Below are 21,922 nucleotides of genomic sequence, written 5' to 3'. Positions count from 1 at the left end.
GCCGGGCTCGATCAGCTGCTGAGGGCGCCGAGGCGCGGTCTGGCGGTGTCCGGGTGGGACGGGGTGCCGGGTTCGCGGGCGGTGCCGTCGGCTTGGGCGGGGATGCCGGGCGCGAAGGGCAGTTCGCAGACGAGGAGTTCGGGGAGCTCGGCGAGGCTGGTGATCATGGAGACCCCGTCCGGCGGGGCGTGTTCGGTTCCGGTGCGGTTGAGCCAGACGCCGTGGAGGCCGGCGTCGGCGGCGCCGAGGGCGTCGGTGTCGAGCCGGTCGCCGACGTGGACGACTTCGTGCGGGGCGAGGTCGAGGGAATCGCAGGCGGCGTGGAAGATCCGCGGGTCCGGTTTGGCGATGCCGAGTTCACCGGAGATGACGAGGCTGTCGAAGGCGCTCGCGAGCCCGGTGCGGCTGATCTTCTTGCGCTGGTAGGCGCCGGGCGCGTTGGTGATGACGGCGAGCCGGAGTCCGGTGGCGCGCAGCCATTCGAGGCAGGGCAGGGCGTCGTCGAAGAGTCGCCAGGCGGCTTGCATGGCGGCCATGCGGTGGTCTTCGCGGGCGGCGGCTTCGGCGTCGCTGAGCTGTTCGCCGAAGGCGGCGAAGAAGGCGCGGGTGCGTTCGCGGCACATGGTGGCGAAGTCGAGTTCGCCCGCGACGTAGCGCTCGTAGTGCTCTTCGGTGGTGTGGCGCCACACGGGCCAGGCGGCGTCGTTGCCGATGAGGGCGCGGAGGCCGAGGCGGGAGGAGCCTGCGTTGTCGAGCAGGGTGTCGTCGATGTCGAGGCACACGGCTTTGATGTGGCCGGGTGGCGGTGCGATCTCTGGATGCGGCGCGGATGTCACCCCGAGAGGCTAGGTGTTCACCGGCGGTGCCCGCCTCGGCCAAGCCGGTGATAGTCGTTGGCTGACACGGTTTAGTGCACGTGCCGGTACCGGGTGACGTCCACTGCGGACATCACCCGGTCGCCGGAATCGTGCTGCTGTTCAGCCCAGTGCGCGCCGGAGGCGCTGCAGGGAGACGTCCCGCCCGAGGAGTTCCATCGATTCGTACAGCGGCGGGGACACGGTGCGGCCGGTGACGGCGACGCGGACGGGCGCGAAGGCCTTGCGCGGTTTGATGCCGAGTCCGTCCACGACGGACTCCTTGAGCGCCGCTTCGATGGCTTCGGTGGTCCAGCCGTCGAGGGCGTCGAGGGCACCGATGGCGGCCTCGAGGACGGGTCGCGCGTCGTCGCCGAGGGCCTTCTGCGCGGACGCCTCCTCGGGCTCGAACTCGTCGCCCGCGAACAGGAACCGCATCATGCCGACGGCGTCGGAGAGCACGATGAGCCGTTCCTGCACGAGGGGTGCGGCGGCGCGCACGGTCTCGAGCTGCTGCTCGGTGGGTTCGGCGTCGAGGACGCCGCCCGCGACGAGGTAGGGCACGACGCGCTGCACGAAGTCGTCGGGCGCGAGGGCGCGCAGGTGCGCCGAGTTGATGGCGTCGGCCTTCTTCTGGTCGAACCGCGCCGGGTTGCTGCTGACGTTGCCGATGTCGAAGGCTTCGACCATCTCGTCGAGGGTGAACACGTCGCGGTCGTCGGCGATGGACCAGCCGAGCAGCGCGAGGTAGTTGAGCAGGCCTTCGGGCAGGAAGCCGCGGTCCCGGTGGTGGAACAGGTTGGACTGCGGGTCGCGCTTGGAGAGCTTCTTGTTGCCCTCGCCCATGACGAACGGCAGGTGCCCGAACGCGGGGGTGAAGTCGGTGACGCCGATGCGCTGGAGCGCTTCGTAGAGCGCGATCTGGCGCGGCGTGGAGGAGAGCAGGTCTTCGCCGCGCAGCACGTGGGTGATGCGCATGAGCGCGTCGTCGACGGGGTTGGTGAGGGTGTACAGCGCGTCGCCGCTGCCGCGGACGAGCACCGGGTCGGGCACGGTGCCGGGGCGGAAGGTGATCTCGCCGCGGACGAGGTCGGTGAAGGTGATGTCGTGGTCCGGCATCCGCAGCCGCAGCACGGGGGTGCGGCCCTCGGCGCGGAGGGCGGCCTTCTGCTCGTCGGTGAGGTCGCGGTCGAAGTTGTCGTAGCCGAGCTTGGGGTCGCGGCCCGCGGCCTTGTGCCGGGCTTCGACCTCTTCGGGCGTGGAGTACGCCTCGTAGAGCTCGCCCGCGGCCAGCAGGCGCTGGGCGATGTCGGCGTAGACGTCCTTGCGCTCGCTCTGCCGGTAGGGGCCGTGCTCGCCGCCGACGCCGGGACCTTCGTCCCAGTCGAGGCCGAGCCAGCGGAGCGCTTCGAGCAGCGCGTCGTAGGACTCCTGGCTGTCCCGGCTGGCGTCGGTGTCCTCGATGCGGAACACGAGGGACCCTCGGTGGTGCCGGGCGAAGGCCCAGTTGAACAGGGCGGTGCGGATCAGCCCGACGTGCGGCGTGCCGGTGGGCGACGGGCAGAACCGGGCGCGGACGGTTCCGGGCGCTGGGGTGGCGAACTCTGGCGTGCTCATGACCCGCCCACCATATCGGGCGAGGCGGGGTGGTTGACCAGCGACTCCGGGAGGCGCACCCTGTATTTATTCAACGCACGTTGAATATCGTCGGAAGTACGTGCAGCACCGCACCTGCTGGGAGTGATCGGGATGGAACGCACCACCTGCTGCGTCATCGGAGGCGGACCCGCGGGCATGGTCCTGGGGCTGCTGCTGGCCCGCTCCGGAGTGCGGGTGACCGTGCTGGAGAAGCACGGCGACTTCCTGCGGGACTTCCGCGGGGACACGGTGCACCCGACGACGCTGCAACTCATGGACGACATCGGGCTCGCCGAGCGGTTCGCCGAACTGCCCCAACGGCGGGTGGAGACGGTGCGGCTGCCCGTCGGCGACGACGGCGAACTCGTCACCATCGGGGACTTCCGGCGGCTCCCGATCAAGTACAACCACATCGCGCTGGTCCCGCAGTGGGACCTGCTGGACCTGCTCGCCGAGGAGGCGAAGCAGGAGGACGGCTTCGCGCTGCGGATGCGCACCGAGGTCACCGGGCTGATCCGGGAGGGCGGCCGGGTCAACGGCGTGCACTACCGCGAAGCCGACGGCACCACCGGGGAACTGCGCGCCGACATCACCGTCGCCTGCGACGGCCGGGACTCGCTCGCCCGGCGGCTGCCGGAGCTCGGGCTGCAGGACTTCCCCACCCCGATGGACGTGCGCTGGTTCCGGGTACCGCGCCGGGAGAGCGACCCCTCCGGGCTGGTCGGGCTGGTCCGGGACCGCACGTTCACCGCGCTGATCGACCGCGGCGACTACTACCAGACGGCCTCGATCATCGCGAAGGACACCGATGCCGACGGCAGGTCCGGGCCGATCGAGGAGTTCAACCGGCGGCTGCGCCACCTCGTGCCGTGGTTCGACGACGGCCGCGAGCTGGTCGGCGAGTGGGCGGACGTGAAGCTGCTGCACGTCACGCTCGACCGGTTGCGCAAGTGGCACGTGCCGGGGCTGCTGTGCATCGGGGACGCGGCGCACGCCATGTCCCCGGTCGGCGGCATCGGCATCAACCTGGCCGTGCAGGACGCGGTGGCCGCGGCCCGGCACCTGGCCCGGCCGCTGCGCGAGGGCCGGTTGCGGCGCAGGCACGTGGCGGCGATCCAGCGGCGGCGCTGGCCGACGACCGTGCTCATCCAGGGGCTGCAGAAGATGTTGCACCGCAACGTGGTCGAACCCGCCCTGCACGGCGCCATCGACTTCGGGGGCCGGGCTCGGCTGCCGCGCCCGGTCCGGTTGCTCACGCGGTTGCCCGCGCTGCGGGTGCTCCCGCCCTACCTGCTGGCCTACGGAGCCCTGCGCGAACGGCCGCCGGCGAGGTACTCCCGCCGTTGATCTCCACGTGTTTCGCGCAGTGGGCGAGTGGCGGAACCTCAGGTGCTTCCTCGCTGCGGGATCGATTTCACCGGTGGCTCCGCCACAGGCGAAAACGCTGTCCTCGCGAGGAAACCGCTGAGAACCCGCGGCGGTGCCGGTGTCTCAGGTGGTCGGCGGCTCAGCGGCTTCGCCGCTGCCAGGAGGAGGACCTGACGGGAAGACGGCACTGCCCGCCGCTCGGGTCGGGCGGCGGGCAGCGCGGGTCACTGCACCGGGTTGGTGAGGGTGCCGAGGCCGTCGATCGAGACGGAGACCGACTGCCCGGACTTCATCGGGCCCACCCCGGCGGGAGTGCCGGTGAGGATGACGTCGCCGGGCAGCAGCGTCATGATCCGCGACACCCAGGACACCAGGCCCGCCACGTCGTGCAGCATCAGCGAGGTCCGCGACTCCTGGTGGAGCTCGCCGTCCAGCTCGGTGCGCAGCCCCAGGTCCTTCGGATCCACGGCGGTGTCGATCCACGGCCCCAGCGGGCAGAACGTGTCGTAGCCCTTGGCCCGCGTCCACTGCCCGTCGGCCTGCTGGTGGTCGCGCGCGGTCACGTCGTTGGCGATCGTGTAGCCGAGGACCACCTCGGTGCCGCGGGCTTCCGGGACGTCCTTGCAGGGCTGGCCGATGACGGCGGCCAGTTCGCCCTCGAAGTCGACGCGCTCCGAGTTCGGCGGCAGCTTGATCGGCGCGTTCGGGCTGGTGACCGCGGTGGACGGCTTCATGAAGATCACCGGGTTCGCCGGCGCCTCGCCGCCCATCTCCTTGGCGTGGTCGGCGTAGTTCTTGCCGACGCAGATGACCTTGCTGGGCAGGATCGGCGCGAGCAGCCGCACGTCGCCCATCGGCCACTTGCGCCCGGTGAAGGTGGGGTCGCCGAACGGGTGCTGGTCGATCTCGATGGCCAGCACCTTCTCCTTCGGCGCGGACGGATCGGGTTCCAGCGCGACGAACGACACCCCGTCGGAGTGAGCGACTCGGGCCAGGCGCACGGCGGACCTCTTTTCGTTCCCGGTTGTTCCACGTGTCCCGCCCGGGGGCGGGCCGGACCAGCCTATGCGGTCGCGGCGGCCGAGCCCGGTCGGCCCGCGTTCGCCTTGTGGCGCAACGCCTTGTACGCGAGGGCGTCGCAGAGGGCGAGCCAGCTGGCTTCGACGATGTTGCCGTGCACGCCGACGGTGGTCCACTCCTCCCGGTCGTCGCGGGATTCCACCAGCACCCGCGTGACCGCGTCGGTGCCCGCGGCATCGGTGAGGATGCGCACCTTGTAGTCGACCAGCGCCACCTCGTCCAGCCACGGCAGGTGCGGCACGAGCGCTTCGCGCAGCGCCGCGTCGAGCGCGTTCACCGGGCCGTTGCCCTCGGCGGTGGCGATCACGCGGGTGCCCGCGACGTGCACCTTCACCGTGGCCTCGGAGACGACGGCGCCGTCGGGGCGGTGGTCCAGCAGCACCCGGTAGGACTCCAGCTCGAACGGCGCGTCCGGCGCCGCGCCCCGCTCCCCCACCCCGTCCAGCTCCCCCGCAGCGTCGAGCTCGCGGCGCAGCAGCAGTTCCAGCGAGGCGTCGGCGGCTTCGAAGGACCAGCCGTGCGCCTCCAGCTCCTTGACCCTGCGCACCGCGCCGCCGACCGCGTCGGGCGCCCCGGACAGGTCCACGCCCAGTTCGGCGCCCTTGAGCTCGATGCTGGCGCGCCCGGCCATCTCCGTGACCAGCACCCGCATCTCGTTGCCGACGACGGCCGGGTCGAGGTGGTTGTACAGCTCCGGGTCGACCTTGATCGCGCTGGCGTGCAATCCCGCCTTGTGCGCGAACGTGGAGGTCCCCACGTACGCCTGGTGCGTGTCGGGGGCGAGGTTGGCGATCTCGGCGAGCGCGTGCGACACCCGGGTCAGCTCGGGGAGCCGCCCATCCGGGAGCACCGGCATGCCGAGCTTGGTCTGGAGGTTCCCGACGACCGCGAACAGGTCCGCGTTGCCGGCGCGCTCGCCGTAGCCGTTGGCGGTGCACTGCACGTGACTGGCGCCGGCCTGGACGGCGGCGACCGAGTTCGCGACCGCGCAGGCGGTGTCGTCCTGGCAGTGGATGCCGACGCGGAACCCGGTGCGCGCCACCACCTCCCGCACGGTGCCCGCGAGCCCGGTGGGCAGCTGCCCGCCGTTGGTGTCGCAGAGCACGACGAGGTCGGCGCCCGCGGTGACGGCGGCGTCGAGGACGCGCAGCGCGTGGTCCGGGTCGTGCGCGTAGCCGTCGAAGAAGTGCTCGGCGTCCACGAACACCCGGCGGCCCGCGTCGACCAGGTGCCGGACGGTGTCGGCGATCATCGCCCGGTTCTCCTCGGCGCTGGTGCGCAGGGCGCGCTCGACGTGCCTGCGGTCGGCCTTGGCGACGAGGGTGACGACGGGGGCACCGGAGTCCAGCAGCGCCCGCACCTGCGGGTCCTCCTGCGCGGACACCCCGGCGCGGCGGGTGGCGCCGAACGCGACGAGCGCGGCGTGCCGCAGTTCGAGCTCACCGGCGGCGGCGCGGGCGAAGAACTCGGTGTCCTTGGGCAGCGCCCCCGGCCAGCCGCCTTCGACGAAGCCGACGCCGAGCGAGTCCAGCAGCCGGGCGACGGCGATCTTGTCGGCGACCGAGTAGGAGATGCCTTCCCGCTGAGCTCCGTCGCGCAGCGTGGTGTCGTAGACGTGGAAGTCGTCGCCGAGCGGGGTGCCGGCCGGGGTCGTGCGGGTCACTGGGATCTCCTGCGGGCTGTCGGTGTCTCGTGCGGCGGAGCCGCCTGGTGCCGAACCACCCCCGGAACACGAAAAAGACCCCCCGCATGGATGCGAGAGGTCTGCGCGCCGGGGGTGCGGAAGTCGTCACCCGGCGCGCGGCTCGATAATGATCATGGTCGTGGCGGCCACGCCCGCATGGTGCCACACCACCCGCCGCTCGCTCCAGGTGAACCCCGGGGCGGGCGAACGGGCCGCCCGTCCCGGCCGGAACCGGGAACGGGCCGCGAACACCGGCCGGAACGCGGAACGGGCGCCTCCCCCGGTGGGGAGGCGCCCGTTCCGGAACGCGTGGATCAGGGCTGCTGGGCCACCTCGCGGGAGGACACCAGCGCGGCCAGCCGGTCGCCGACGGCGAACGTCGCACCCGGCGCCGAGTGGTCCCGCGTCGCCAGGTCGAAGGCCACCGACGCCTCCACCCGGCGCGCCGCCTCGGCCTGCCCGACGTGGTCGAGCAGCAGCGCCACCGACAGCACCGCGGCCGTCGGGTCCGCCGAACCGTGCCCGGCGATGTCCGGCGCGCTGCCGTGCACCGGCTCGAACATGCTCGGGTTCCGGCGCGTCGCGTCGATGTTGCCGCTGGCCGCCAGGCCGATCCCACCGGTCACCGCACCGGCCAGGTCGGTGATGATGTCGCCGAACAGGTTGTCGGTGACCACCACGTCGAACCGGCTCGGGTCGGTCACCAGGTGGATCGTCGTGGCGTCCACGTGCTGGTAGGCGACCGTCACGTCGGGGTGCTGCAGCGAGACCTCCTCGACCACCCGGGACCACAAGGAACCCGCGTGGGTGAGGACGTTCGTCTTGTGCACCAGCGTGAGGTGCTTGCGCGGCCGAGACGCGGCGCGGGCGAACGCGTCGCGGACCACCCGCTCCACGCCGAACGCCGTGTTGAGGCTGACCTCGGTGGCGATCTCGTGGGTCGTGTCCTTGCGCAGCAGGCCGCCGTTGCCCGCGTACGGGCCTTCGGTGCCCTCGCGCACGACCACCATGTCGATCTCACCCGGGTCGTTGACCGGGCTCTTCACCCCCGGGTACAGCCGGGCGGGGCGGAGGTTGACGTGGTGGTCGAGCTCGAAGCGCAGCCGCAGCAGCAGCCCGCGCTCCAGGATTCCGCTGGGCACCGAGGGGTCTCCGACGGCACCGAGCAGGATCGCGTCGTGCTGGCGGAGCTCGGTCAGCACCGATTCCGGCAGCAGCTCACCGGTCGCGTGCCAGCGGGCGGCTCCCAGGTCGTATCGAGTGATCTCGGTATCGGGAACGACCTCACCGAGGACCTTGAGCGCCTCGGCCACCACCTCCGGCCCGATCCCGTCACCGGGGATCACAGCGAGCCGCATGTACACACCTCCCGACTACCACCCCGACCCGCGGGGCTCGAACTGTTGCGCCGAAGGCTACCGGCAAGGCCACGCGGGCAGGCACGCCGGACCCACCAAGTGGTCGAGGCATCCCGGTTGGCGGGACACCCGATCGGGTGACGCAGGTGAGCGGGGTGGCGAAAAGGGCCGCCCACAGGTGTGCGACGGCCCCTTTTCCGGCAACGGCGAACCCGCAACCTCGCCCGATCAGCCGATCACTCGAAGTCCACGGTCCGGACCGTGCGAGCGCCGACGGCCGCGCCGATCGGCTCCAGCACGCCCGCCTCGACCGGGCGGTCCACCCGCAGCAGCATGATCGCGTCCGAGCCCTCGGCGGTCTGGCTGACGGTGGCGGCCTCGATGTTGACGCCGACCTCGCCCAGCAGGGTGCCGACCTTGCCCATCACGCCGGGGCGGTCCGGGTACTCCAGCAGCAGCACGCTGCCCTCGGCCCGCAGGTCGAAGTGGCGGCCGTTGACCTCGATCAGCTTCTCCACCAGGTCGGTGCCGGACAGCGCACCGGACACGACCGCCGAACGGCCGTCGGCGAGCGTCGCGCGCAGCGAGACGACGCTGCGGTGGTTCGGGCTCTCGGAGGTCGTCTTGACCTCGACCTGCACCCCGAGGTCTTCGGCGAGCTGCGGAGCGTTGACGAAGGTCACCTGGCTGTCCACGGCCCCGGCGAACACGCCGCGCAGCGCCGCGAGCTGCAGCACCGAGACGTCCTCGTGCGCGAGCTCGCCGCGGGCCTCCACCGTCACCGAGGTCGGCGTGCTGCCGAGCACGGCGGCCAGCAGCTGGCCCAGCTTCTGGGTCAGCGGCAGGTACGGGCGCACCTCTTCACCGACGGCGCCGCCCTGCACGTTCACCGCGTCCGGCACGAAGTCGCCGCGCAGCGCCAGCAGCACCGAGCGGGCCACGTCGGTGCCCGCGCGGTCCTGCGCCTCGGTGGTGGAGGCGCCCAGGTGCGGGGTGGCGACCACGTTGGTCAGCTCGAACAGCGGGCTGGAAGTGGTCGGCTCGGTCTTGTAGACGTCGATGCCGGCACCGCCGATGTGGCCGCTGCGGATCGCCTCGGCCAGCGCCTCCTCGTCCACCAGGCCACCGCGGGCGGCGTTGATGACGATCAGGCCCTGCTTGGCCTTCTTGAGCTCCTCCGCGCCGATGAGGCCGAGCGTCTCGGCGGTCTTCGGCAGGTGGATGGAGATCGCGTCGGCCCGCGCCAGCAGGTCTTCCAGGCTGACCAGCTCGATGCCCAGCTGCGCGGCGCGCGCGGCGGAGACGTAGGGGTCGTAGGCGATGAGCTTGGTGCCGAAGGCCGCGATGCGCTGCGCGAACAGCTGGCCGATCTTGCCCAGGCCGACGACGCCGATGGTCTTGCCGTTGAGCTCGATGCCGCTGAAGGAGCTGCGCTTCCACTCACCGGCGCGCAGGCTCGCGTCCGCGGCGGCCACGTTGCGGGCCACGGCCAGCAGCAGCGCCAGCGCGTGCTCGGCGGCGGAGACGATGTTGGAGGTGGGCGCGTTGACGACCATCACGCCGCGCTCGGTGGCGGCGGGCACCTCGACGTTGTCCAGGCCGACGCCGGCGCGGGCGACGACCTTGAGCTTGCCGGTCGCGCCGAGGACTTCGGCGTCCACCTTGGTGGCGGAGCGGACCAGCAGTGCGTCGGCGTCGGCGACGGCTTCCAGCAGCGCCGGCCGGTCCGTGCCGTCGACGTGGCGGATCTCGACCTCTTCTCCGAGGGCGTCCAGCACGGAGGGGGCCAGCTTCTCGGCGATCAGGACGACAGGACGGTTGGTCACGGGCGCGCTCCATTGAGAGGGATCACGGTCGTAGCTGGGCACGGCGTTGTACCCGGACGGTCAGCGAGTTTAACGGGAGATTGAGAACTCGTTCACAAGGGTGTGACGCATCCCAATCCCACCGCGGGCCGCCCCGGGCGTCCGCGTGCGCGGCCCGACCGGATCGAAGGCGGGAGGATGAACCAGCAGCTCAGCGGCTGGACGTGCGATCGGGGATCACGGCTCGTCGAATTCGCCGTCCTTGGCTCCCGCGACGAAGGCGTCCCATTCCTCGGGAGTGAACACGAGGACGGGGCCTTCCGGTTCCGCGCCGTTGCGCATGCCGATGTAGCCGTCGACGAAGGCGATCTCCACGCCGGGTTCGTCGTCGTCCTCGGTGCTGGTGATCCACTCCGCGTCGGTGAAGTCCAGCTTGTGCCGGATGTGCGCCTTGTCGTCCACCGGCTCGTCCACGGTGGTGTTGGTCTCTTCGCTCACGCCCGGCACGATACCGCTCACCGGCGGTGCTTCTCGATCGCGTGAACGGGTGGCCGGTCCCCCGGACGCCGGGGCGGCCGGGTCACCGCGCGTCCGCCACCGCGCGGCGGGCGGCCCGGGAACCGGTGAGCATCGCGACCGCGTTGGCGGCCACGATCACCCCGATCGCCGCCCACTCCGGCCAGCCGGGCCGCTGGCCCAGCACGAGGAGGCCGACGAGAGCGGCCAGCACCGGGTTGACGCTCATGAAGACGCCGAAGAAGTTCGCGGGCACCCGCCGCAGCGCGAACAGGTCGGCGACGAACGGCACCACCGAGGACAGCACTCCCGCGACGACCGCGCAGCCGAGCGCGGCGGCCGTCGGCGGGTGCTGCCAGAGCACCGCGATGCCGATCGGCAGGTACAGCAGCCCGGAGACCCCTGCGGCGGCCGCCGAGCCCTGCGCACCGGGCACCCGCCGCCCCACGGTCCGGTTCAGCAGCACGTAGCAGCCCCAGCAGACCGCGGCCAGCAGCGCCATCCCGATGCCGACGTAGTCGGTGCTGGGCTGCGGCCGGGTCAGCACCACGACGGCCGCCCCGGCGGCGAGGGCGCAGCCGAGGTCGACGGCGCGCCGCGAGGTCAGCAACGCCACGGCCAGCGGCCCCAGGAATTCGAGGGTGACGGCGAGGCCGAGCCCGACGCGGTCGATGGCGGTGTAGAGCGAGAGGTTCATGGTGGCGAACACGGCGGCCAGCCCCAGCACCGGCCGCCACTGCCGAGCGGTGAACGAGCGCAGCCGCGGCCGTCCGGTGGTGAGCAGCACCAGGGCCGCCACCCACTGCCGCACCGCCACCACACCGGCGGGGCCGATGACGGGGAACGCGAGCGCACCGGTGGCGGCGCCGAACTGGTTGGACAGCCCGCCGCCGAGCATCAGCGCGACGCCGGTCGCCCGCCCGCTCCCCGCGGCGGTGGCCCCGGGTTCCGCGGGAGTGGTCCCGGTGGCCGGTTCGAGGCGTTCCGTCGTCGTCATGACCACGAGCATCGGACCGCCGCGGCGCCGCGCAAAATGCGCCGGGACCACCATCTATACGCTGGAGTCATGGATGTGGAGTTGCGGCAGCTGCGCTGCCTGGTGGCGATCGCGGACACCGGGACGTTCACCGACGCGGCGATCGAGCTCGGCGTCTCGCAGGCGGCGGTGTCGCGCACGCTGCGGTCGCTGGAGCGCGCGCTCGGCGTCCGGTTGCTGGACCGCACCAGCCGCAGCTGCGTCCCGACGCCGACGGGGCTGCGGGTCCTGGCCCGCGCCCGGCACCTGCTGGCGGAGGCGGAGGAGCTGGTGCGGGAGGCCACCGGCGGGCACGCCCGGCTGCGGCTGGGGCACGCGTGGTCGGCGGTGGGGCGGCACACCAAGGAGTTCCAGCGCCGCTGGGCGGCCGAGCACCCGGACGTGGAGCTGCACCTGGTGCGCACCAACACGCAGACCGGCGGTCTCGCCGAGGGCGCCTGCGATCTGGCGGTGGTGCGGGTCGGGGTGGATTCCGCGCGCTACGGGCACGCGGCGGTGGGGCACGAGCGGCGGTACGTGGCGCTGGCGGGCGACGACCCGTGGGCGCGGCGGCGTTCGGTGCCGCTGGGCGAGATCCGGGAGCGGGTGCTGGTGGTGGACCGGCGCACGGGCACGACGACGGCGGACCTGTGGCCGCCGGACCGGCGCCCGGTGCTGGAGCAGACGCACGACATCGACGACTGGCTGGCGGCGATCGCGACCGGCCGCTGCGTGGGGATCACGCCGCACGGCACGGTCGCCCAGTACCGCCGCGACGGCATCACCTACCGCCCGGTCCGCGACGCCGAGCCGGTCCCGGTCCAGGTCATCTGGCCCCGCAACGACCCCCACCCCGCGACCGGAGCGGTGGTCGCCCTGCTGACCGACCTCTACGAGAAGAAACCCTGACGAACCACACCTCGTCCTGTCGGCGGCAAAGCCGCCGAGCAACGACCACCAGAGCAACCGGCACCGCAGCGGGTTCTCAGCGCTCTCCTCGCGAGGACAGCGTTTTCGCCTGTGGCGGAGCCACCGGTGAAAACGATCCCGCAGCGAGGAAAGCGCTGAGGTTCCGCCACCCCACCCCAAAGCACAAAGACCCCCCGGGGGAAAAGCCGAAGGCCCGGTGATCCCTTGTGGGGATCCCGGGCCTTCCCGACCACCGGCCCACCGCCGATCGGACGGCGGGCGGCGCGTTCTGCTCAGCTCAGCGGTGCGCCGACGCTCACTTCCCGGTCCAGGACATGAGGGCGCGGAGCTTCTTGCCGACCTCTTCGATCTGGTGGTCGTTGCCGGCCTGCTGCAGCTTGGTGAAGTTGGGGCGGCCCGCCTCGTCCTCGGCGACCCATTCCTTCGCGAAGGTGCCGTCCTGGATCTCGCCCAGGATCTTCTGCATGGACTCCTTGACGCGGGCGTCGACGACGCGCGGCCCGCGGGTGAGGTCGCCGAACTCGGCGGTGTCGGAGCAGGAGTAGCGCTGCCCGGCGATGCCGCCCTCCCACATGAGGTCGACGATCAGCTTGAGCTCGTGCAGCACCTCGAAGTAGGCGATCTCGGGCTGGTAGCCGGCCTCGACGAGGACCTCGAACCCGGTCTGCACGAGGGCGCTGGTGCCACCGCAGAGGACGGCCTGCTCACCGAACAGGTCGGTCTCGGTCTCCTCCTTGAAGGTGGTCTTGATGACGCCGGCGCGGGCACCGCCGATGCCGGCGGCGTAGGACAGCGCGAGCGCCTGGGCGCTGCCGGAGGCGTCCTGCTCGATGGCGATCAGGCAGGGCACGCCCTTGCCGTCGACGAACTGGCGGCGCACCAGGTGGCCGGGGCCCTTGGGGGCGACCATGGCGACGTCGACGTCCGACGGCGGCTGGATCAGGCCGTAGCGGATGTTGAAGCCGTGGCCGAAGAAGATCGCGTCGCCGCTCTTCAGGTTGGGAGCGACGTCGTTGGCGTAGATCTCCCGCTGCTTGGTGTCCGGCGCCAGGATCATGATCAGGTCGGCTTCGGCGGAGGCCTCGGCCGGGGTCAGCACCCGCAGGCCTTCCTCTTCGGCCTTGGCGCGGGACTTCGACCCCTCGGGCAGGCCGATGCGGACGTCCACACCGGAGTCGCGCAGGCTCAGCGCGTGCGCGTGGCCCTGGCTGCCGTAGCCGATGATCGCGACCTTGCGGCCCTGCACGATGCTGAGGTCGGCGTCGGCGTCGTAGAAGATCTCAGTTGCCATGATGGTTTCCGTGTTCCTTTCGGGACTTCTCGATTTGTTCTGCCCGCGGCAGCCGTCCCGGTCGCGGCGGGAGGGCTGACCGCCGGTGCGCGTCGGCGATCTCCCGGTGGTGCCGGGGAACGCGGTCAGCGCACCGCGGTGGCGGTGATGGAGCGGGGTCCGCGGCCGATGGCGATCGCCCCGGACTGCACCATCTCCCGGATGCCGTAGGGCTCCAGCATGCGCAGCAGCGCGCCCAGCTTCTCGCCGTCGCCGGTGGCCTCGACGGTCAGCGCCTCCGGGGAGACGTCGACGACCTTGGCCCGGAACAGCTGCACGGTCTCCAGCACCTGGCTGCGCACGGAGGCGTCCGCCCGCACCTTGACCAGGAGCAGTTCGCGCTGGACCGCGACTTCCGGCTCCAGCTCCACGATCTTGATCACGTTGACGAGCTTGTTGAGCTGCTTGGTGACCTGTTCGAGGGGCTGGTCGCTGACCGCGACCACGATCGTCATCCGGGAGATCTCCGGGTGCTCGGTCGGGCCGACGGCCAGGGATTCGATGTTGAAGCTGCGGCGGGAGAACAGCCCGGAGACGCGGGCGAGCGCGCCCGGCACGTTCTCCACCAGCACGCTGAGAGTGTGTCGGCTCATGGGTGCGGTCACCCCTCGTCTTCGTCGAACAGCGGGCGGATTCCGCGCGCCGCCATGATCTCGTCGTTGCCGGTCCCCGCGGCCACCATCGGCCAGACCTGCGCGTCCTTGCCCACCACGAAGTCGATCACGACGGGTCGGTCGTTGATCTCCATCGCCTGCTGGATGACGCTGTCGACGTCCTCCCTGGACTCGCACCGCAGGCCCGCGCAGCCGAGCGCCTCGGCGAGCAGCTTGAAGTCGGGGATGCGGTGCTTGTGGGTGCCGAGGTCACTGTGTGAGTAGCGCTCGGCGTAGAACAGGCTCTGCCACTGCCGGACCATACCGAGGTTGCCGTTGTTGATGACGGCCACCTTGATCGGCAGTTCTTCGATGGCGCAGGTCGCGAGCTCCTGGTTGGTCATCTGGAAGCAGCCGTCGCCGTCGATGGCCCACACCTGGGTGCCGGGCATGCCGACCTGGGCGCCCATCGCGGCGGGCACCGAGTAGCCCATGGTGCCGAGACCACCGGAGTTCAACCAGGTGCGCGGCTTCTCGTAGCGGACGAACTGGGCCGCCCACATCTGGTGCTGGCCGACGCCCGCGCAGTACACCGCGTCCGGGCCGGCGAGCGCGCCGAGCCGCTCGATGACGTACTCGGGGGCGAGGCTGCCGTCGGCGGGCCACTCGTAGCCGAGCGGGAACGTGTCGCGCCAGGTGCTCAGCTGCGTCCACCACGGCCCGAGGTCGGCGGTGCCGCCGGTGTCGGTGGCGGTGGCGACGGCGTCGATGAGCTCGGTGATGACCTCCTTGCAGTCACCGACGATCGGCACGTCGGCGTTGCGGTTCTTGGAGATCTCGGCCGGGTCGATGTCGGCGTGCACGACCTTCGCTTCGGGCGCGAAGGAGGACAGCTGCCCGGTGACCCGGTCGTCGAACCGGGCACCGAGGGCGATCAGCAGGTCGGAGCGCTGCATCGCGGCGACGGCGGCGACCTTGCCGTGCATGCCGGGCATGCCCAGGTGCAGCGGGTGGGAGTCGGGGAACGCGCCGCGGGCCATCAGGGTCGTGACGACCGGGATGCCGGTGGTCTCGGCGAGCTCGCGGAGCTGCTCGGTCGCTTCGGCCTTGAGCACGCCACCACCGACGTAGAGCACGGGCCGTTGCGCCGCGGTGATCAGCTTCGCGGCTTCCCGGACCTGCTTGCCGTGCGGCTTGCTGGTCGGCCGGTAGCCGGGCAGCTTCATCTCCGGGGGCCAGGAGAAGGTGGTCGCGGCCTGCTGGACGTCCTTCGGGATGTCCACCAGCACCGGGCCGGGGCGTCCGGACGAGGCGATGTAGAAGGCCTCGGCGATGGTGCGCGGGATGTCCTCGGCCTTGGTGACCAGGAAGTTGTGCTTGGTGATCGGCAGCGTGATGCCGCAGATGTCCGCTTCCTGGAACGCGTCGGTGCCGATCAGGCTGGTCGACTGCTGGCCGGTGATCGCGACGATCGGGACCGAGTCCATCTGCGCGTCGGCGAGCGCGGTGACCAGGTTGGTCGCGCCGGGGCCGGAGGTCGCCATGCACACGCCGACCTTGCCGGTGGCCTGGGCGTACCCGGTGGCGGCGTGCCCGGCTCCCTGCTCGTGGCGGACCAGCACGTGCCGGACCTTCGTGGAGTCGAGCAGCGGGTCGTAGGCAGGCAGGATGGTGCCGCCGGGAATGCCGAAGACGATCTCGGCGCCGACGGACTCCAGCGACCGGACGAGCGACTGCGCGCCGGTGACCTGCACTGGAGCGTCGTTGGTCGGTGCTGGTTTGGAACGGTGTCCCGGCGGCGGTGCCGGGACCGGGCTCTGCCTGGTGTGGGCGCTGGTCATCGAGTTCGCCTCTGTCCGAACGGTGGTGGTCGGTGAGTGGGCACGAAAAAACCCCCGCCGGGCCGGATAGGACCGTACGAGGGTTGGCGCGTCGTCGCTGCGGAGCTTCCTCAGGCGTCGACGCGCCGGGGAAGTACGAGAATGTCGTGCAGTCGCAGCATGTCGAGGACGTTAACGGCACGAGCGCCACGAGGTCAAACCATGCGAGACGATCCTCCCGCATGGTGGACACCCCGGGCCCGCTCGAACTCCGCCGACGGCGCGCGTTTCCGCAGTTCACCGGCGCCTGGTTCGCATTCGGCCGAGCCCGGTGTGGCGTACGTCGCTCCACCGCCCCGCTCTCCCGCGGGCGCCGCGCGCCGGCGGGCGCACCGGGCACTGCCGGAGTTCCGCCACCAGCAGGGACGCTGCGGACGCCCCGCGTCCGGGTGAGAGCATCGAGGGGTGAGCGAGACACCAGCGGCCCAGCAGCCCACCGAAGGAACCGGCACCACCGAGGGAACCGGCACCACCGAGAACGCGGGCGCCGCCGCACCGGCCGCGCAGCCCGCCCCGCGCGCCGCAGGCCGCGCCAAGGCGCTGCCGAAGTCGCTGACGTTCCAGCTCACCCGTACCTCGCTGCTCGCGGTGTTCGCGGTGGCGGTGTCGGTGACCCCGATCGCCTTCGCCGAGCCGTTCCCGCAGCTGCTGTCGACCTACCTGATCCCGCTGGCGCTGGCCTACGTGATCGTGCGGCCGCGCACCGTCGTCACCGCCGAGCGGATCACCGTGCGCCGCGTGTTCGGCGGCACCGGTTTCGGCTGGGACGAGCTGGCCTCGCTGCGGCTGGACGAGCGCCGCTGGGTGCGGGCCGTGCTCGACTCCGGCAAGGAGGTCGCGCTCCCGGCGATCCGGGTGCGGGACGTGGCCCGGCTGGCCGAGCTCAGCGGGGGCCGGATCCCGGACCCGAACGCCGCGCCGAGCGCTCCGGCCGCGGACGCCGAGCCCCGGGACGACGCCGCTGACACCGCCGAGCGGCGGGACACGTCGGGCGCGGACACCGAGACCGCGGCTGACGCCGGCTCCGCCGCCACCGCTGGGGATGCGGCCACCGCTGGAGACGACGCCGGAACCGCCGCCACCGCTGGAGACGCCACCACCGGGGACGACGCCGGAACGCTGAGCGGCACCGAGACCACCGACGTCGCCACCGGCACCGCTGCTGACGCCGGAACTGGCACTGGTACTGGTACTGGCACCGAGAGCACCACTGCGTCGTCCACCGAGCCCGGCACCGACGGCACCTCCCCCAAGTCCGCGGGCTGATCCCCGCTCGCACCGGCCGCGCCCGTCCCGGACCGGGCACCGCCGGTGCCGTCCGTTCCCCGCCACCGGCCGAGGCCTGCGTCACGAACGCCCGGGGAGCGCGAACCGGTCACCTCCGGCGCTACCGGGCAGGAGTAGCGTCGAGGTCACCGCAGTTCGTCCCCACTCACGAGGTGGGCGTCCTTTCGCCGTCCCCGACGCGAATTCAGCGAGAAACCGAGAAGGACCATGCCCCAGTTGCGCTCCCGCACCACCACCCACGGACGGAACGCCGCAGGCGCCCGTTCGCTGTGGCGTGCCACCGGCATGACCGACGACGACTTCGGCAAGCCGATCGTGGCCATCGCCAACTCCTACACCCAGTTCGTGCCCGGTCACGTGCACCTCCGCGACCTCGGCGACGTGGTGGCCGAGACGATCCGCGAGGCGGGCGGCGTGCCGCGGGAGTTCCACACGATCGCGGTGGACGACGGCATCGCCATGGGCCACAGCGGGATGCTCTACTCGCTCCCCTCGCGCGAGATCATCGCCGACTCGGTGGAGTACATGGTCAACGCGCACCAGGCGGACGCGCTGGTGTGCATCTCGAACTGCGACAAGATCACGCCCGGCATGCTCAACGCCGCGATGCGGCTCAACGTGCCCGCGGTGTTCGTCTCCGGCGGTCCGATGGAGGCCGGGAAGGCCGTGGTCGTGGAGGGCGTCGCGCAGGCGCCGACCGACCTGATCACCGCGATCTCCGCGTCGGCGAACCAGGGCGTGGACGACGACGGGCTCAGCGAGGTGGAGCGCTCCGCCTGCCCGACCTGCGGGTCCTGCTCGGGCATGTTCACCGCGAACTCGATGAACTGCCTCACCGAGGCGCTGGGCCTCGCGCTGCCCGGCAACGGCTCCACGCTGGCCACGCACGCCGCGCGCCGCGCCCTGTTCGAGGAGGCCGGGCGCACCGTCGTGCGGATCGCGAAGCGCTGGTACCAGGAGGACGACGACTCGGTCCTGCCGCGCTCGGTGGCGAACAAGAAGGCCTTCGAGAACGCGATGGCGCTGGACATGGCGATGGGCGGCTCCACGAACACGGTGCTGCACACGCTGGCCGCCGCGCGCGAGGGCGAGATCGACTTCGAGCTCTCGGACATCGAGCGGATCAGCCGCCAGGTGCCGTGCCTGTCGAAGGTCGCGCCGAACTCGGACTACCACATGGAGGACGTGCACCGGGCCGGCGGCATCTCCGCGATCATGGGTGAGCTGGACCGCGCGGAGCTGCTGCACCGCGACGTGTCCTCGGTGCACAGCGGCAGCCTCACCGAGTGGCTGGACCGCTGGGACGTGCGCGGCGAATCGCCCTCGCAGGAGGCGCTCGACCTGTTCCACGCCGCGCCAGGCGGGGTCCGCACCACGAAGGCGTTCTCCACCGAGAACCGCTGGTCCTCGCTGGACACCGACGCCGCGGGCGGCTGCATCCGCGACTTCGAGCACGCCTACACCGCGGACGGCGGGCTGGCGGTGCTGCGCGGCAACCTCGCCGAGGACGGCGCGGTCGTGAAGACCGCGGGCGTCGAGGAGGAGCTGTGGCACTTCCAGGGCCCGGCCCGGGTGATGGAGAGCCAGGAGCAGGCCGTGGCCGCGATCCTGCAGAAGAAGATCGAGCCCGGTGACGTGCTGGTGATCCGCTACGAAGGCCCCTCCGGCGGGCCGGGGATGCAGGAGATGCTGCACCCGACCGCGTTCCTCAAGGGCTCCGGTCTCGGCAAGAAGTGCGCGTTGATCACCGACGGCCGGTTCTCCGGCGGCTCCTCCGGGCTGTCCATCGGGCACATCTCGCCGGAGGCGGGCAACGGTGGCGTGATCGGCCTCGTCGAAGAGGGCGACCAGATCCTCATCGACGTGCGCGAGCGCGCGCTGCAGCTGCTCGTCGACGACGAGGTGCTGGCCGAGCGGCGCGCCAAGATGGAGAGCAGCGAGCACCCGTGGCAGCCGGTGTCCCGCGACCGCAAGGTCACCTCGGCACTGCGCGCCTACGCGCGGCTGGCGACCTCCGCCTCGCACGGCGCCGTCCGGGACGTCTCCAAGTAAGGTCCTCGCGACGAAGGCCGGGTTCCTGCGCGGAACCCGGCCTTCGCGTTCGTCGGAGGGCGCGGAGCCGCCGGGACCGGCGCTCCGCCGGACGTCAGGACCGCAGCAGGACCAGCACCGCCGCCGCGGAACCCGCCGCGATCACCAGGCAGATGAAGCCGCTGATCAGCGGGTGCCGGAACCAGGACCGCCCGTTGTCCAGCGCGACCCGGCCGGGTCCGGTGAACATCAGGCACAGCGCGACGGCGATGAGGATCGCCGGGTACTCGTAGCCGCCTTCCTGGTCGAAGAACGGGCCGGGCAGCTTCATCGACACGATGGCGCTGGCCATCACGCCGACGATGCCCGCGGCCGCCAGCGGCGTGAACAGGCCCAGCACCAGCAGCGCGCCCGCGCCGAGCTCGGTTCCGCCGGTGACCAGGGACAGCACCGCGCTCTGCTCGAACCCGGCCTTGGCCAGGCTCTGCGCGAACTTCTCCGGGCCGGAACCGCCGAGCACGCCGAACAGCTTCTGCGCGCCGTGCGCCGCGAACACCCCGCCGACGACCAGGCGCAGCACCAGCAGGCCCAGGTCGGTCCCGGCGTTCCAGGCGAACGGCTTGCGGTCGTCGATCTCTTCGTAGAAGTCGGCACTGGAACCGCGATCCACCACGGCGGTCGCGTTCGCATCGCTGTACGCGGCGTCGTCGTAGTAGTCGTCGTAGTCCTGCACGCCGAGGCCCTGCGTTCCGGTGGGCCCGTCGGCAGACTTCTTCCCGCCGCGCTGCGCACGCTCGTCTCGGCGTCCGCTGGGGCGATCGTCGTGAATGCTCACGGCGCAGAAGGCTAAGGCATCACCAGTGGCCGAAGCGACCCTTTCAGGTGAACCTTTTTCGGCGGGAATTCCACGGAGATCTCGATGTTCCGGCATTCGGCAGAATGCGCCGCAGGACTCGCAATTCACCGTTTCCGCAGGCGGCCGGGCACCGCACCGCGACCGGGACCGCGCGCTCGGGACGGGCCTGGTGGCGCGGTTCGGATCCGGTTTCGCGACGGTCGTCTCGTCCGGAATTGCTGCATTCGGTGGCGCTCGCGCGGCTGCACGGCGGCTCCCGCGAAACGGACCTTCCCGGCGGGTGGGATTCGCGGGCCGCGGAGATCGGCGCGGCCGGGTGCTCACCCGGGGTTCACGGCGCGGCCGATACCCTCGGCACTCGTGGCAGCCCAGCGCACCTCCCCCACCGGCCGCCGTCCTCGCGCGCGGACGGCGGGAGCGCTGCTGGCCGCGATCGCGCTCGGCGGCTGCGCGCAGTTCCCCGACGAGCACCCCGGCGCCTGGCGCGACCAGCCCTCGCTGGAACCGCAGGCCGGGCCGCAGCCGTCCATCGAGCAGCCCGCGCCTCCCCCGCCACCACCGGGACAGCCCACCGACGAAGTGCCCGCGGTGCCCACCGGCTGCATCGACCCGGACCCGGCGGTCGTCGCGACCTGCCTCGACCCGGTCGGCGCCATCACCGTGCTGCCCGACGGCCGCGGCGCTCTCGTCGGCGAACGCGCCACCGGCCGCATCCTGCGCGTCGAACCGGACACCGAGCCCGTCGAGATCGCCCGGGTGCCGGTGGACCGCTCCGGCGGTGGCGGGCTGACCGGGCTGGCGCTGTCCCCCAGCTACCAGGAGGACGAGCTCGTCTACGCGTACGCGAGCGTCGGCGGCGAGAACCAGGTGCTGCGGGTCGCGCCCGGCGACAGCCCGAAACCGGTGCTCACCGGCATCCCGAAGGGCTCGGCGGGCAACGCGGGCGCGCTGCTGGACGACGGGCGCGGCGCGCTGCTGGTCGCCACCGGCGACGCGGGCGACCGCGCGAACGCGGCGAACCGGGGCTCGCTGGCCGGGAAGGTGCTGCGCATCGACGGCTTCGGCGCGCCCGCCGCGGGCAATCCGGACCCGAAGTCCCGGGTGGTCGCCTCCGGCGTCTCGGACCCGGGCGGGCTGTGCGGCTCGGGCGAGACCGGCGGCTACTGGCTGACCGACCGCGGCGGGAGCCGGGACGCGCTGCACCGCATCGAGTTCGGCACCGCGCTCGGCGAACCCGCCTGGAGCTGGCCGGACCGGCCCGGCGTGGCCGGGTGCGCGGCGACACCGGGATCGGTGGTCGTGGCGCTGACCGACGCGGCGGCGCTGTACGCGCTCAACCCCGGACCGGACGGCACGTTCACCGGCCAGCCCACCAAGGTCATGGAGAAGACCTACGGGCGCTTCTCCGCCGCCGCGAACGGCCCGGACGGCCTGCTGTGGCTGGGTACCGCCAACAAGTCCGGCGGCGCCCCCGTGCCCAGCGACGACCGGGCGATCCGCATCGAACCTCCCTCCGGCGACACCGGCAAGGACTGACCCCGGGTCGACGGCCCGTTCGACCGGCCCGGCCGGTGGGCCGGTCGCCCCGCCACCGCCGGGACGAGGGGGTGGCCGGAGCAGGACGAACGCGGACATGGTCCACTCAGGACGCGCCCCGGGCCGGTACCGGCGGCGCGCCGGTGGCGGAACGGAACAGC

General features: G+C 72.1%; 17 protein-coding genes. 5 read left to right on the top strand and 12 right to left on the bottom strand.

Features of this window, described 5'->3' with window-relative positions; genetic code table 11:
* Positions 1-11: 11 nt before the first annotated feature.
* Together ABZ805_RS11075 and gltX are read right to left on the bottom strand one after the other, a co-directional pair.
* The gene (locus tag ABZ805_RS11075; protein WP_358437645.1) at positions 12-836 is read right to left on the bottom strand and encodes an HAD family hydrolase; all 825 of its coding nucleotides are present in this window, start codon (positions 834-836) and stop codon (positions 12-14) included.
* 141 nt (positions 837-977) lie between these two features.
* Positions 978-2,471 (bottom strand): glutamate--tRNA ligase, encoded by a 1,494-nt coding sequence (gene gltX, locus ABZ805_RS11070; protein WP_358437642.1) that lies wholly within the window; start codon positions 2,469-2,471, stop codon positions 978-980.
* A 132-nt stretch (positions 2,472-2,603) separates the two neighbouring features.
* Here gltX and ABZ805_RS11065 point away from each other — a divergent pair, with 132 nt between their 5' ends.
* Entirely contained in the window at positions 2,604-3,839 is a 1,236-nt protein-coding gene (locus ABZ805_RS11065) for an FAD-dependent oxidoreductase (protein ID WP_358437640.1), read from the top strand.
* 245 nt (positions 3,840-4,084) lie between these two features.
* Here the strand turns inward: ABZ805_RS11065 and ABZ805_RS11060 are convergent, their stop codons facing one another.
* From ABZ805_RS11060 to ABZ805_RS11035, 6 genes are all read right to left on the bottom strand, one after another.
* Complete coding sequence (locus ABZ805_RS11060) at positions 4,085-4,861, bottom strand: fumarylacetoacetate hydrolase family protein (RefSeq protein ID WP_358437637.1); 777 nt, start codon at positions 4,859-4,861, stop codon at positions 4,085-4,087.
* A gap of 62 nt (positions 4,862-4,923) precedes the next feature.
* The gene (gene cimA, locus ABZ805_RS11055; protein ID WP_358437635.1) at positions 4,924-6,603 is read right to left on the bottom strand and encodes a citramalate synthase; all 1,680 of its coding nucleotides are present in this window, start codon (positions 6,601-6,603) and stop codon (positions 4,924-4,926) included.
* Positions 6,604-6,938: 335 nt separating this feature from the next.
* Positions 6,939-7,982, bottom strand: coding sequence for a 3-isopropylmalate dehydrogenase (locus ABZ805_RS11050; RefSeq protein WP_358437633.1), 1,044 nt, complete (start codon positions 7,980-7,982; stop codon positions 6,939-6,941).
* 236 nt (positions 7,983-8,218) lie between these two features.
* Positions 8,219-9,808 (bottom strand): phosphoglycerate dehydrogenase, encoded by a 1,590-nt coding sequence (gene serA, locus ABZ805_RS11045; RefSeq protein ID WP_358437631.1) that lies wholly within the window; start codon positions 9,806-9,808, stop codon positions 8,219-8,221.
* 216 nt (positions 9,809-10,024) lie between these two features.
* On the bottom strand, positions 10,025-10,261 hold the full coding sequence (locus tag ABZ805_RS11040) for a DUF397 domain-containing protein (protein WP_224956494.1): 237 nt from the start codon (positions 10,259-10,261) through the stop codon (positions 10,025-10,027).
* Between the two features lie 106 nt (positions 10,262-10,367).
* Positions 10,368-11,300 (bottom strand): EamA family transporter, encoded by a 933-nt coding sequence (locus ABZ805_RS11035; protein ID WP_358437629.1) that lies wholly within the window; start codon positions 11,298-11,300, stop codon positions 10,368-10,370.
* A 69-nt stretch (positions 11,301-11,369) separates the two neighbouring features.
* Between ABZ805_RS11035 and ABZ805_RS11030 the strand changes: the two genes are divergently transcribed.
* Positions 11,370-12,227, top strand: coding sequence for a LysR family transcriptional regulator (locus tag ABZ805_RS11030; protein ID WP_358437627.1), 858 nt, complete (start codon positions 11,370-11,372; stop codon positions 12,225-12,227).
* A 316-nt stretch (positions 12,228-12,543) separates the two neighbouring features.
* Here the strand turns inward: ABZ805_RS11030 and ilvC are convergent, their stop codons facing one another.
* From ilvC to ABZ805_RS11015, 3 genes are all read right to left on the bottom strand, one after another.
* Positions 12,544-13,539, bottom strand: coding sequence for a ketol-acid reductoisomerase (gene ilvC, locus ABZ805_RS11025; protein WP_358437625.1), 996 nt, complete (start codon positions 13,537-13,539; stop codon positions 12,544-12,546).
* Positions 13,540-13,664: 125 nt separating this feature from the next.
* Entirely contained in the window at positions 13,665-14,171 is a 507-nt protein-coding gene (gene ilvN / locus ABZ805_RS11020) for an acetolactate synthase small subunit (protein WP_224956483.1), read from the bottom strand.
* An 8-nt stretch (positions 14,172-14,179) separates the two neighbouring features.
* Entirely contained in the window at positions 14,180-16,012 is a 1,833-nt protein-coding gene (locus ABZ805_RS11015; RefSeq protein ID WP_358437623.1) for an acetolactate synthase large subunit, read from the bottom strand.
* Positions 16,013-16,456: 444 nt separating this feature from the next.
* Between ABZ805_RS11015 and ABZ805_RS11010 the strand changes: the two genes are divergently transcribed.
* Both ABZ805_RS11010 and ilvD read left to right on the top strand, forming a co-directional pair.
* Entirely contained in the window at positions 16,457-17,317 is an 861-nt protein-coding gene (locus ABZ805_RS11010; RefSeq protein ID WP_358437621.1) for a PH domain-containing protein, read from the top strand.
* A gap of 228 nt (positions 17,318-17,545) precedes the next feature.
* Complete coding sequence (gene ilvD / locus ABZ805_RS11005; protein WP_358437619.1) at positions 17,546-19,390, top strand: dihydroxy-acid dehydratase; 1,845 nt, start codon at positions 17,546-17,548, stop codon at positions 19,388-19,390.
* 94 nt (positions 19,391-19,484) lie between these two features.
* On the opposite strand, the gene ABZ805_RS11000 is transcribed toward ilvD, so the two are convergent.
* Positions 19,485-20,204 carry a DoxX family protein gene (locus ABZ805_RS11000; RefSeq protein WP_358437617.1) on the bottom strand — a complete coding sequence of 240 codons (720 nt, stop codon included), beginning with the start codon at positions 20,202-20,204 and terminating at the stop codon, positions 19,485-19,487.
* A 381-nt stretch (positions 20,205-20,585) separates the two neighbouring features.
* On the opposite strand from ABZ805_RS11000, the gene ABZ805_RS10995 reads away from it, so the two are divergent.
* On the top strand, positions 20,586-21,761 hold the full coding sequence (locus ABZ805_RS10995; protein WP_358437615.1) for a PQQ-dependent sugar dehydrogenase: 1,176 nt from the start codon (positions 20,586-20,588) through the stop codon (positions 21,759-21,761).
* The last annotated feature ends 161 nt before the right edge of the window (positions 21,762-21,922 follow it).

Source organism: Saccharopolyspora sp. NPDC047091 (assembly GCF_040643635.1).
Classification (GTDB): domain Bacteria; phylum Actinomycetota; class Actinomycetes; order Mycobacteriales; family Pseudonocardiaceae; genus Saccharopolyspora_C.
Note: the sequence above shows the minus strand (reverse complement) of the source record. Positions and strands in the feature narration are given on the sequence as shown.